General features: G+C 40.4%; 9 protein-coding genes. 8 read left to right on the plus strand and 1 reads right to left on the minus strand.

Annotation, left to right across the window (positions count from 1 at the left end; all coding sequences use genetic code 11):
• Window positions 1-410: 410 nt before the first annotated feature.
• Complete coding sequence (locus tag H4J75_RS17850) at window positions 411-629, minus strand: hypothetical protein (RefSeq protein ID WP_182222853.1); 219 nt, start codon at window positions 627-629, stop codon at window positions 411-413.
• Window positions 630-662: 33 nt separating this feature from the next.
• Here H4J75_RS17850 and pgi point away from each other — a divergent pair, with 33 nt between their 5' ends.
• The 8 genes from pgi to H4J75_RS17890 all read left to right on the plus strand — a co-directional run bounded on the left by pgi (window position 663) and on the right by H4J75_RS17890 (window position 13041).
• Window positions 663-2282 (plus strand): glucose-6-phosphate isomerase, encoded by a 1620-nt coding sequence (pgi, locus tag H4J75_RS17855; protein WP_182222854.1) that lies wholly within the window; start codon window positions 663-665, stop codon window positions 2280-2282.
• Between the two features lie 188 nt (window positions 2283-2470).
• Entirely contained in the window at window positions 2471-4000 is a 1530-nt protein-coding gene (locus H4J75_RS17860) for a SulP family inorganic anion transporter (protein WP_182217332.1), read from the plus strand.
• A gap of 56 nt (window positions 4001-4056) precedes the next feature.
• Entirely contained in the window at window positions 4057-4362 is a 306-nt protein-coding gene (locus H4J75_RS17865) for a DUF1289 domain-containing protein (RefSeq protein WP_182217334.1), read from the plus strand.
• Window positions 4363-6706: 2344 nt separating this feature from the next.
• Entirely contained in the window at window positions 6707-8131 is a 1425-nt protein-coding gene (locus H4J75_RS17870; protein WP_182217337.1) for an amidohydrolase, read from the plus strand.
• 11 nt (window positions 8132-8142) lie between these two features.
• Entirely contained in the window at window positions 8143-9411 is a 1269-nt protein-coding gene (locus H4J75_RS17875; RefSeq protein WP_182222866.1) for an amidohydrolase family protein, read from the plus strand.
• 479 nt (window positions 9412-9890) lie between these two features.
• Complete coding sequence (locus tag H4J75_RS17880) at window positions 9891-10766, plus strand: D-hexose-6-phosphate mutarotase (RefSeq protein ID WP_182222855.1); 876 nt, start codon at window positions 9891-9893, stop codon at window positions 10764-10766.
• 121 nt (window positions 10767-10887) lie between these two features.
• The gene (locus tag H4J75_RS17885; RefSeq protein ID WP_182222856.1) at window positions 10888-11427 is read left to right on the plus strand and encodes a hypothetical protein; all 540 of its coding nucleotides are present in this window, start codon (window positions 10888-10890) and stop codon (window positions 11425-11427) included.
• A 3-nt stretch (window positions 11428-11430) separates the two neighbouring features.
• Window positions 11431-13041, plus strand: a complete 1611-nt coding sequence (locus H4J75_RS17890; RefSeq protein ID WP_182222857.1) for a GMC family oxidoreductase — start codon at window positions 11431-11433, stop codon at window positions 13039-13041.
• Window positions 13042-13548: the final 507 nt, after the last annotated feature.

The following is a 13548-nucleotide window of genomic DNA, read 5'->3' on the forward strand; positions in this document are numbered from 1 at the left end:
GTTATCGCACCGGATGACTTTTATTTCTTAGGATGATGGTGTTGGTATCAGAGAGTCGGTGATCGTTTAGCACTTCTGTCGTCATGCTGAATTTATTTCAGTATCTGGTTTTTGTTGTTGTAAGTACAGATCCTGAAACAAGTTCAGGATAACGGAGTAGTGTTCAAGATGACGGTTATCCAACAGGATGGCGGTATTGGTATCAGAGAGTCGGTGATTGTTTAGTCCTCTTGTCGTCATGCTGAATTCATTTCAGTATCTGGTCTTTGTTGTTATAAGTACAGATCCTGAAACAAGTTCAGGATGACGGAGTAGTGTTCAAGATGACGGTTATCGCACCGGATGACTTTTATTTCTTAGGATGATGGTGTTGGTATCAGAGAGTCGGTGATCGTTTAGCACTTCTGTCGTCATGCTGAATTTATTTCAGTATCTGGTCTTTGTTGTTGTAAGTACAGATCCTGAAACAAGTTCAGGATGACGGTGATGGTATCAGGATTACTGTTATCCCACAGAATAACGGTAATGGTATCAGGATGATGGTTATCCCACAGGATGACGTTATTGGTATCAGGATAACGGTTATCCCACAGAATAACGGTATTGGTATCAGCATGACTCGCCTTCACCTATTTTAAATTTACTATAAGAAAAGTATAAATATGGATATATCTTCTTTATCAGCGCTTTCGAAAGCGGCTAAGTCTCGGGCAATTGTTTCATTGTTCTCCACTGATCAAAGCCGTGTTGAGCAATACTCAACTAGTAATGCTGGTCTATACCTCGACTTCTCTAAACAAAACATTAACTCGACAGAACTTAATCAGCTTTTTGAATTAGCAGAAAAGTCTAGTTTAGCTGAAAATATCAACGCGCAGTTCTGTGGTGAGGTTATCAATAACACTGAAAAGCGTGCCGTGCTTCATACCGTTCTTCGTGCCCCTGACGAAAAAAAACAAGCGATATTAGGTGCACAAGCTGACGAAGTTATTGCCACTGAGCAGCACATGGCCGACATCGTTAATGATATTAGTTCGGGAACGTTACTTTCAGCTTCTGGTGAAAAGTTCACTGATATTATCGCTATTGGTATTGGTGGCTCTTATTACGGTATTAAAGTGGCGCTTTCTGCATTAAGTACTTTTCATACCACCGGCTTGAATGCCCATGTTATTGCCAATGTTGACGGCGCTGCAGTTGAAGAGAAACTCGCTAAGCTGAATGTTGCTACCACCTTGGTCGTTGTTATTTCTAAAACTTTTACCACCCAAGAAACATTATTAAATGCGCTTGCGGTTAAAAACTGGATGCTAAAGCATTCTTCTGATACTGATATTATTGAAAAACAGTGGTTTGCGGTTAGTACTAATATCGTTAAAGCGACTGAGTTTGGTGTTTTAGAAAAAAACATTCTTCCGATGTGGGATTGGGTAGGCGGACGATTTTCGCTTTGGTCTGCTGTTGGTTTACCGCTGGCTTTAGTGATTGGCAATGAAAATTTCAATAAGCTGAAGCAGGGCGCTTATCAAATGGACCAGCATTTTCAAAATGCTCCCTTTGAGCAGAATATGCCGGTGTTAATGGCACTGCTTGGTATTTGGAATCGTAATGCTTTGCAGTATTCAAGCCTTGCTATTTTACCGTACGACCATTCTTTGCGGGCTTTACCCGGTTATCTACAACAAACAGATATGGAAAGTAATGGTAAGTCAGTATCTAATACTGGCGAGAAGTTAGCGTGGCAAACCGCCCCCACTGTTTTTGGTCAAGAGGGGACAAATGGTCAGCATGCTTTTATGCAATTAATGCATCAAAGCGATGATATTATTCCTACCGACTTTATTGTCTGTTTAAAAGGCGCGAGCAATTTGCCTGAGCATCATCAAGTATTAGTGGCTAATTGTTTTGCGCAAAGTGAAGCGTTAATGCGCGGTAAAACCTTAAATGAAGTTGAAGGTGAACTTGACGCTGCTGGCTTAACACCTGACGAAATTTCTACACTTGCGCCACATAAAACCATGAAAGGTAATACGCCTAGTAACACGTTATTACTTGAAGAAATGACACCCGAAAATTTAGGGGCGTTGCTTGCACTTTATGAGCATAAAATTTTTGTGCAAGGTGTTATTTGGCAGTTAAATTCTTTTGACCAATGGGGTGTTGAATTAGGTAAACAATTAGGCAACAGTATTTTATCAGCAATCAATGGTGGCGAAATGTCAATGCTGTCAGCTTCAAGCCAAAATCTAATCAAACGTTTTAATAGTTCTACTAATAAATAGCATTCAAATATGAACAATAACTAGTCATAAAAGTGGCTAGTTATTGACTTTTTCACGGCAAATCTATAGTATTCCCGCGCTTTTACCTTGATATACCCTCAAATAAGTCAATTAACGCTTCTTGTTAAGTTTTCCTATTATTAGGACGTCGTCAGGTTACACCCCACTATCCATAAAATGAGAGTGCAATGTTCGAATTACATGCCAGTAAAGTTTCTAACCTGAAGAACGATGTTCTTTCAGGACTTACCGTCGCCTTAGCGCTAGTGCCTGAAGCTGTTGCTTTTGCATTTGTTGCTGGTGTCGACCCTCTTGTTGGTTTATATGCTGCTTTTATGGTGGGTTTAATTACCTCTGTTTTCGGTGGACGCCCTGGCATGATTTCTGGTGCAACCGGCGCTATGGCTGTTGTCATGGTGAGTCTAGTGGCTATTCATGGTGTTGAGTATTTATTCGCTACGGTGGTATTAACAGGCTTACTGCAAATTCTTGCTGGTATCTTTAAACTGGGTAAGTTTATCCGCTTAGTACCCCATCCGGTTATGCTTGGCTTTGTTAATGGTTTAGCTATCGTTATATTTTTAGCTCAGCTTGGTCAATTCAAATTTACTAATGACGCGGGTGAATTAGAATGGATGCAAGGAGCACCTCTTTATACCATGGCAGGGTTAATTCTTTTAACCATGGCAATTATTCATTTTTTCCCTAAGTTAACTAAAGCGGTACCTTCAACATTGGTTGCGATAGTTGCTGTGTCATTCTTAGTTTTCGGCCTTAACCTAGATACTAAGTTAGTGGGGGATGTTGCCTCTATAGCCGGCGGATTACCAACATTTAGCATACCTAGCGTACCATTTGATTTAGAAATGTTAAAAATCATCTTTCCATTCGCTATCGTATTAGCAGCGATTGGTTTAATTGAATCATTATTAACGTTAACCCTTATTGATGAGTTAACCGGTACTCGTGGCCGTGGTAACCAAGAATGTATTGCACAGGGTGCAGCAAATACTGTTACGGGTTTCTTTGGCGGTATGGGTGGTTGTGCAATGATTGGTCAATCAATGATCAATGTGAACTCGGGTGGTCGAGGTCGAGCATCAGGTATTACTGCGGCATTAGCATTACTTGGCTTTATTTTATTTGCCTCAGGTTTAATTGAACAAATCCCTCTAGCGGCCTTAGTCGGCGTTATGTTTATTGTTGTTATTGGTACCTTTGAATGGTCGAGTTTCCGCATTTTAGGCAAAGTGCCTAAGGCTGATGCCTTTGTAATAATTCTTGTCTCAGGTGTGACTGTTTATTCAGATCTTGCTATTGCTGTTGTTGTTGGTGTTATTGTCTCAGCGCTAGTGTTTGCTTGGGAACATGCAAAACACGTTACTGTGCATCGCTCTACTAACGAGCATGGCTCAACCGTTTATGATGTTAAGGGACCGTTATTTTTTGGTTCGGTTGCAAACTTTTTAGAGCAGTTTGATATGGATGAAGCAAGTAGCGACATTATCGTTGAATTTAAAAATTCACGCGTTGTTGACCATTCTGCTATTGAAGCGATTGATACCTTAGCTGACCGTTATTTGTCGCGCGGCAAAACGATGCATTTAAGACATTTAAGCAGTGAATGTACAAAGTTATTGACCAAAGCGGGTAGTCTAGTTGAAATCAACGTGATTGAAGACCCTGACTATCATATTGCTACTGATAAATTAGACTAATATGATACAAGCCTATACATTATGTATAGGCTTTTTAAGTTTGGCCGAAGGTTATTATGCAATTAGAGTTTTTTGATGTTCCCAGCCCTTGTATGGGTGTGTGTCAGTCTGATGAAAAAGGCAATTGTCTTGGCTGCTACCGTACGCGTGAAGAACGCCAAACGTGGATAAACTTAACATCTGATAACAAACAAAAAGTAGTTAAACGCTGCTTGCAACGCAAAAAACGTAAAAACGCCAAACCAAAAGTCAAAGTTATTCCAACCCAGATAGAAACACAGCAACCTTCGTTACTTGATCCCCAATCAAAAGCAAAGCCAGATCCCTCAACAGATCTCGATTTTGGTGATTTTGAACTCTAAGACTATCATTCTGAACAGACTCTTGAGCCTAGAAAATACTCTGTCATCCTGAACGAATATTTCACCTTTCTCGAATAACGTCATCCTGAACTCGTTTCAGGAACTGTACTTACTCTACAAAAACCAGATACTGAAATAAATTCAGCATGACGGCATGGGAGTGAGAAAATGCGAATCGTGAACAAACCACTTTCCGTCATCCTGAACTTGTTTCAGGATCTGTGCTTGCTCTACAAAGACCAGATACTGAAATAAATTCAGCATGACGGCATGAGAGTGAGAAAATGCGAACCATAAACAAACCACTCTCCGTCATCCTGAACTCGTTTCAGGATCTGTTCTTGTTCTACAAAGACGAGATACTGAAATAAATTCAGCATGACGGCATGAGAGTGAGAAAATGCGAACCATAAACAAACCACTCTCCGTCATCCTGAACTCGTTTCAGGATCTGTCCTTTTTCTACAAAAACCAGATACTGAAATAAATTCAGTATGACGGCATGGGAGTGAGTAGATACTGAAATAAATTCAGTATGACGACAAAAAGGCTACACGATTACCGACTCCCTGATACCAACACCGTCATCCTGAACTCGTTTCAGGATTTGTACTTGCTCTACAAAGACCAGATACTGAAATAAATTCAGCATGACGACACGGGAGTGAGATAATACGAATCATCAACAAACCACTTTCCGTCATCCTGAACTCGTTTCAGGATCTGTTCTTGTTCTACAAAAACCAGAGACTGAAATAAATTCAGCATGACGACACACGAGTGAGACAATACGAGTAATAAACAAACCACTTTCCGTCATCCTGAACTCGTTTCAGGATCTGTTCTTGTTCTACAAAGACGAGATACTGAAATAAATTCAGCATGACGACACGGGAGTGAGACAATGCGAATCATCAACAAACCACTTTCCGTCATCCTGAACTCGTTTCAGGATCTGTACTTGCTCTACAAAGACGAGATACTGAAATAAATTCAGCATGACGTCATGGGAATGAGAAATGCGAATAATAAACAAACCACTTTCCGTCATCCTGAACTTGTTTCAGGATCTGTTCTTGCTCAACAAAACCAGATACTGAAATAAATTCAGCATGACGGCATGGGAGTGAGACAATGCGAATCGTGAACAAACCACTTTCCGTCATCCTGAACTTGTTTCAGGATCTGTACTTGTTCTACGAAGACCAGATACTGAAATAAATTCAGCATGACGGCATGAGAATGAGTAGATGCTAGATACTGAAACGAGTTCAGCATGACGTCATGGGAATGAGACAATGCGAATAATAAACAAACCACTTTCCGTCATCCTGAACTTGTTTCAGGATCTGTACTTGTTCTACAAAACCAGATACTGAAATAAATTCAGCATGACGACACACGAGTGAGACAATACGAGTAATAAACAAACCACTCTCCGTCATCCTGAACTCGTTTCAGGATCTGTACTTACTCTACAAAAACCAGATACTGAAATAAATTCAGTATGACGGCATGAGAGTGAGACAATACGAATAATAAACAAACCACTACCGTCATCCTGAACTCGTTTCAGGATCTGTCCTTGTTCTGCAAAGACCAGATACTGAAATAAATTCAGCATGACGACATGGGAGTGAAACAATACGATTCATCAACAAACCACTCTCCGTCATCCTGAACTTGTTTCAGGATCTGTGCTTGCTCTACAAAGACCAGATACTGAAATAAATTCAGCATGACGGCATGGGAGTGAGATAATACGAATCATCAACAAACCACTCTCCGTCATCCTGAACTTGTTTCAGGATCTGTGCTTGCTCTACAAAGACCAGATACTGAAATAAATTCAGCATGACGGCATGGGAGTTAGATAATACGAATAATAAACAAACCACTCTCCGTCATCCTGAACTCGTTTCAGGACCTGTACTTGCTCTACAAAGAGCAGATACTGAAATAAATTCAGTATGACGGCAAAAAGGCTACACGATCACCGACTCCCTGATACCTACACCGTCATCCTGAACTTGTTTCAGGATCTGTACTTGATCTACAAAGACGAGCTATTGAAATAAATTCAGCATGACGGCATGGAAGTGAGTAGATGCTAGATACTGAAATAAATTCTGTATGACGGCATGGGAGTGAGCAAAAACCAGAAGGCAAATTTACTATGTGCTTTTAGTATCTGAAATACTCTTATTTATTTGCTTCATTCTCCATTCACCGTGAATGTATAACCATTGGACGTAATTGGCTCAGGTTCACTTGCCGTATTGTTCAAATCATTTTATTGTTGACTATTAAACCCCAAAATAATAATCCGCACAGGAAGCATTAAATGCATATCAAGCAAAGCATCGCGCCTACGTTGTTGGCGCTTAGCGTATCACTCGCGTTATCTGGCTGTTTAGAGTCTGAGCAGCAAGACCCAAAAGTGTCTATTAATAAAAACCCTTATCCGAGTACTTATCAACCTCTACCTAAGCAAACGACATTAATCAAAAATACCACGGTATTAATTGGTAATGGTGAGCGTTTTGATAATGCTGATGTGTTGATGACTGATGGAAAAATATCTCAAGTGGGCAAAAATTTGTCCGCTGCGGGTGCTGTCGAAATTGATGGAACAGATAAATGGGTTACGCCTGGTGTTATCGATGTGCATTCGCATTTAGGGGTTTATCCAAGCCCGTCGGCTGAGTCACATTCAGACGGTAATGAAATGAGTTCGCCCAATACCTCTGAAGTTTGGTCTGAACATAGTATTTGGCCACAAGATCCTGGTTTTAATGCTGCCCGTGCTGGCGGTGTTACTACAATGCAAATTTTACCTGGCTCTGCTAATTTATTTGGTGGTCGTGGTGTAACGCTTCGTAATGTATCAAGCCACACGATGCAAGGCATGAAGTTTCCAGAAGCGCCTTATGGTTTAAAAATGGCTTGTGGTGAAAACCCTAAGCGTGTTTACGGTAGCCGTAAAATATTACCCTCAACTCGTATGGGCAACATGGCAGGTTACCGCATGGCTTGGGCAGAAGCGACTGAGTATAAACATGCCTGGGAAAAATACGACCGTGACTATGAAGCGGGTAAAAATCCTTTAGCGCCAGCACGAGATTTAGAGCTTGATACCCTTCGTGGTGTGCTCGACGGTGAAATTTTAATTCACAATCATTGTTACAAAGCTGAAGAAATGGCGATGATGATTGATCTGGGTAAAGAGTTTAATTACCAGTCAGGGACTTTTCATCATGCGATTGAAGGTTACAAAATTGCTGACTTATTAGCTGAAAATGGAAACTGTGCAGCCATGTGGCCTGATTGGTGGGGTTTCAAAATGGAAGCTTACGACATGATCCACGAAAACGTTGCAGTTGTTAACGCAGTGAAAAATTCTTGTGCGATTGTTCACTCAGACTCAAACAGTACTATTCAACGTTTAAACCAAGAAGCAGGTAAAGTAATGTACCGTGCTAACGAGAATGGTTTTGCCTTAAAACCAGCAGAAGCTATTCGTTGGATAACTTTAAATGCAGCTAAATCGTTAGGAATTGATGATAAAACGGGTAGTTTAGAAGCGGGTAAAAATGCGGATGTAGTGCTTTGGAATCAAAGTCCTTTTAGCGTTTATGCACAAGCTGAACAAGTATTTGTTGATGGTGCAAAAGTGTATGACCGCTTTGATGATAAATACCAAGCAACAAGTGACTTTATGTTAGGGCAAGCTGAAGTTCCTGCTTTACCTAAAAAGGGAGGGCAGTAATCATGAAAAAAATTAAGTTATTTAAAGCCTCATTAGTTGCACTTGCTTTAGCGGCAATAAGCCATGCTAACGCAGAAAGTTTAGCAATAACCAATGCCACTATTCATACGGTTACTGAACAGGGCGTTTTAACAAATGCCACGGTTGTTATTGATGACGGAAAAATTATTGCGATTAACCCTGAAAAGATTGTTGCTGATGTAACCTTCGATGCGATGGGGAAAATACTGACACCGGGTTTAATTGGTTCTATGAATTCATTAGGTTTGGTTGAAGTGAATGCAGTATCAAGAACCCGTGATGCTAGTGATAAAAAAGCAGATATCACTTTTGATGCATCAATCGCTTTTAACCCACGCTCAACGGTTGTGCCTTATACACGCAAAGGTGGTATCACCAGTAACGTTTCAGTGCCTAGCGGTGGTGATAGTATGTTCAAAGGGCAAACCTTTGTAACAGACCTCTCAGGCGAGTTTGACAGTGTTTACATTAAAGAAAATGCCGTCATCATAGATCTTGGTGCTAAAAGCAGTGGTTCACGCGCTCTAAACTTACAAAAACTGCGTTACACGCTTGAAGACGCCAAAAAAGCCTTAACCAAGGCTGCTGAAGACGCTAAAACAGCGAAAAAAGATAAAAAGGCTGACGAGAAGCAAAAAGAACCAAAAGAATTAAAGCGTGATGAAAAAATTATCAACGCCTTATTAGCCGGTGATAAACCGCTTGTAGCTTATGCCGACCGCGCCACAGACTTACTCGAATTATTGAAATTAAAAGCTGAGTTTAATCTTGATTTAGTGATTGCTGGCGGTGCTGATGCGATATTAATTACCGAGCAATTAGCTACAGCGCAAGTCCCAGTTATATTTGGCGCTTTAGATAACTTACCGAGTAGTTTTGATTCGCTACATTCTTCACTAGACAATACGGCGAAATTAACCCAAGCCGGTATCAATGTTGCTTTAGCGATAAGCGACGCACATAACTTGTATCAGCTGCGTTTTGAAGCGGGTAATGCAATTGCTAATGGTTTAACTAAAGACCAAGCACTTGCCGCTGTTACTGCCAATGTTGCCGATGCTTTTAACATTAATGCGGGTCGTATTGCCGTTGGTAAAAAAGCCGATTTAGTTTTATGGAGTGCTGACCCTTTCGAGCTCAGTACGAAAGTAGATAAAATGTGGATTAACGGCAAAGAGACCTCAACGCAGAGTCGTCAAGACAAACTGCGTAAACGCTATACCACTGAGAGTGATATGCCAAGAGGTTACACGAAGTAACCCTTATTGGCAGTTTGCTATTCGATAGCGAAAGGCATTAAACGATAATTCGTTTAATGCCTTTTTTTTGCGCTTTGTTGTTTAGCACTTTTGCCGTGATGATGAATTTATTTCTCTAGTCGTCATGCTGAATTTATTTCAGTATCTGGTCTTTGTTCACTCCCATGTCGTCATGCTGAATTTATTTCAGTATCTGTTCTTTGTTCACTCTCATGTCGTCATGCTGAATTTATTTCAGTATCTGTTCTTTGTTCACTCTCATGTCGTCATGCTGAATTTATTTCAGTATCTCGTCTTTGTAGAGCAAGTACAGATCCTGAAACAAGTTCAGGATGACGGTGTTGGTATCAGGATGACGGTGTTGGTATAAGGGTGACACAGTAGTGTTCAGGATGACGAAGTAGTATTCAAGATGACGGTTATTTGTATTATAGTTATAATGATTTATTTATTACTTTCTAAATACCGCTTGGGGTTGTATGTCATCAATTATTGCTGAAAATGAATTTGGTCAAATTAAGCAAGTTTCGCTTACCGATCAGATAAATGCACTAGAAATTATCCATAATACTTGTACAGCAAAAATAAGTTTATATGGTGGTCACGTTCTCGCTTGGCAACCCGCTAACCAAAAAGCGGTATTTTGGCTTAGTGATGACGTTATTTTTGAACAGGGAACGCCTATTAGAGGTGGGATCCCTTTATGTTGGCCATGGTTTGGTCCATATCAAGCACCTAGCGGTGAAAAAGCGGGTAATCATGGTTTTGCTCGTCAACGAAATTGGCAACTTAATGACGTGATCGTTGCTAAAGACAGGGTTACGGTAACTTTATCTTTGTCTGGAGAAAATGAGCACCCATTATGGCCTCATCAATACCAATTGAAGCAGCAGTTGGTTTTTTCTGAACAATTTGAACAAAAATTATTTATTAGTAATTTATCATCCAAGTCGTTTGAATATTCAGCGGCATTACACAGTTACTTCGCCGTTAGTGCACCAGAAAATATTACGGTAGCACCGTTAGCTGAGTTTCCCTTTGATGACAAAGTTACGGGTAAAGAACAGCAGCTTGCTGCTTTAGAAAATTGTCTGGGTGAAGTTGATCGTATTTATTACACTAACCAACAATGCTTAATCGAAGATAAACAATGGCAAAGAACGCTTAATGTATCGTCAACAAATTGTCAGCAGTGGGTTTTATGGAATCCCGGCGTTGAGGTTGCTCAGCGAATGAAGGATCTTCATGTTGGTGCTGAAAAAGAATTTGTTTGTTTAGAGGCAGCTAATACTGACAGGCAAGTTGTCCAAGCGAATGAGACTGTGATGATCGGGCAGAAAGTCACGCTAAAATAAATACATCAAAAACAGCACTCAATTTAAGCCACTAGACTTTGTCGCTATTATCCTTTATCTTTTGATGATTAATTAACAGGTAATACCAGTTGGTATTATCTTTTATAATTTTGGTGGCTGTGTGAATACAAGTCGTAGAGAATTCTTTAAAGTTAGTCTGCTTGGCAGTGCCATCTTGTTGGTTGGCAGTAGCTTGTCTGCTATAGCACTAGCCAACCCAAGTACAAAAAACCTACAAAAATTTGATTTTCTTCAAGCATCTGATGCTGATTTTTTATTAGCGCTTGCCCCTGTTATGTTAAAGAGTAACTATCCTGGTGTATTAGCTGAAGACGCTGGAGTGCGCTTATTAATGGCTGTTGACCAACAAATAATTACTTTAGGTGAACACTCCCAAAAGCAATTACGGCAGCTGTTTGATTTAATGTCATCGACGACATTTCGTTATCTTGTTGGTGCACCGACCAGTGATTGGAACGTAACCCCAGCGAAAGAAATTGAAAGCTTTCTACAAGGTTGGAAAAATAGCCTATTTTCATTAAAACGTACTGGCTACGCTTCTTTAGGTAAGCTGATTATTATGAGTTGGTATGCTCAGTCAGAAAATTATTTACAAGCGGGATACCCAGGCCCTCCTAAAATATATCCATCGCAGGAATAAAACGTGAAAATAGTCTCTGAAATTCGTGGTATTAGCGATCCGTACTCAGCAAATAAAGCGATCACCAAGCAAACGGTAAATGCTAATCAGCTAGATACCAATATTATTAGCGCCGATGTCATTATTATTGGCACTGGGGCTGGTGGTGGTACAAGTGCTGAAATATTGGCACAGGCAGGGCTAAAGGTGTTGATGATAGAAGAAGGGCCATTAAAGTCGACCCGTGACTTTAAAATGGATGAACGAACTGCCTATGCCGATTTGTATCAAGAAAATGCTGGGCGAGCCACAAAAGATGGTGGCATTGGTATCTTGCAAGGGCGCTGTGTTGGTGGAACTACGGTAATCAACTGGACCTCAAGCTTCAGAACACCGTCACCAACCCTAGATTATTGGCAAAAAACATTTCAGGTAAAAGGCTGTAGCAGCAGCGATATGGTCCCTTGGTTTGAACAAATGGAAAAGCGCCTAAATGTCACGCCATGGCAAGGTGGAGCGAATGAAAATAATGCGGTGCTAAAAGAAGGTTGTGAGCAACTCAATATTCCATGGAAAGTTATTCCGCGCAATGTCAAAGGCTGCTGGAACTTAGGTTACTGCGGTATGGGCTGTCCGACCAACGCAAAACAATCGATGCTAGTTACCACTATCCCAGATGCGCTTGAACATGGTGCCACATTACTTTATCAAGCTCGTGTCGAACGGTTAATTATTGAGAATAAAAAAATAACAGCCGTAGAATGTTTTGCGCTCGATGATAATAAGAAAAAGACAGCGAAAAAAATCATCGCCAAAGCACCTTATATTATTTTAGCAGCTGGCGCGATTAACGGCCCAGCACTGATGTTACGCTCTAAAGCGCCAGATCCGAATAATCGTATTGGTAAAAGAACCTTCTTGCATCCAACTGTTTTCTCCTTTGCTCAATTTGATAAAGAAATATCGCCCTTTTATGGTGCGCCACAAACTATTTATAGTGATCATTATCAATGGCAAAATGGTGCTACCGGGCCGTTAAGTTATAAGTTAGAGGTACCGCCATTACACCCGGCTATGTCATCAATTATGTTAATGGGCCACGGCACTAAACATGTTGAGGATATGGCAAAGCTGAATAATACCCATGCAATGTTAGCCTTGTTACGTGATGGCTTTGACGCTGATAGTGAAGGCGCTGAAATAACGCTTTCTGATGACGGTAGCCCGATTGTTGATTATCCGATGAATGATTATTTATTTGATGGGGTTAAACGCGCTTATTTGTCTATGGCTGAAGTGCAGTTTGCTGCTGGTGCTAAAAGAGTTCGCCCCGCACATCAACACGGACAATGGTTTGAAAGCTTTGAGTCTTTTAAAGCCGGTTTTAATGAACTTGAGCATAAAGTAAGCAACAACTTAATTGGTAGCGCTCACGTTATGGGAGGCTTAGCGATGGGTGAAAACAAAGCACTATGCTTAGTCGATAGTGATTGTAAGTACCATTATTTAGATAATTTATGGGTATTTGATGGTTCTGTTTTTCCCACATCTATTGGTACTAACCCGCAACTTTCTATTTATAGCTTAGTTTGTAAACAAGCGACCAAACTTGCTAAAAAATTGAATGAATTATAAAGGTTTTATGTTTGGCGTTAGACAATAAAACAACTAAACTTACGATGAAAAATAGACCGAATTATAATTATTAGCACAATTTTCATCATGCTGAATTTATTTCTCTTGTCGTCATGCTGAATTCATTTCAGTATCTGCGTTTTTGGTTCTAAGTACAGATCCTGAAACAAGTTCAGGATGACGGAGATGTGTTCAATATAACGGTGTTGTGTTGAATATGACGGTGTTGTGTTCAGAATGACGGTGTTGTGTTCAGAATGACGGAGATTATTCAGGATGACAGTGCTAGCTTAACACTCTTGTCGTCATGCTGAATTCATTTCAGTATCTGCGTTTTTGGTTCTAAGTACAGATCCTGAAACAAGTTCAGGATGACGGTGTCGTGTTCAGGATAACGTTGGTTATTTAGGACAACGGTGGTTGTTCAGGACTACGGTGGTTGTTTAGGATAACAGTGCTCGCTTTACGCTCTTGTCGTCATGCTGAATTCATTTCAGTATCTGCGTT

Source organism: Colwellia sp. BRX10-1 (genome assembly GCF_014077545.1).
Taxonomy (GTDB): domain Bacteria; phylum Pseudomonadota; class Gammaproteobacteria; order Enterobacterales; family Alteromonadaceae; genus Colwellia_A.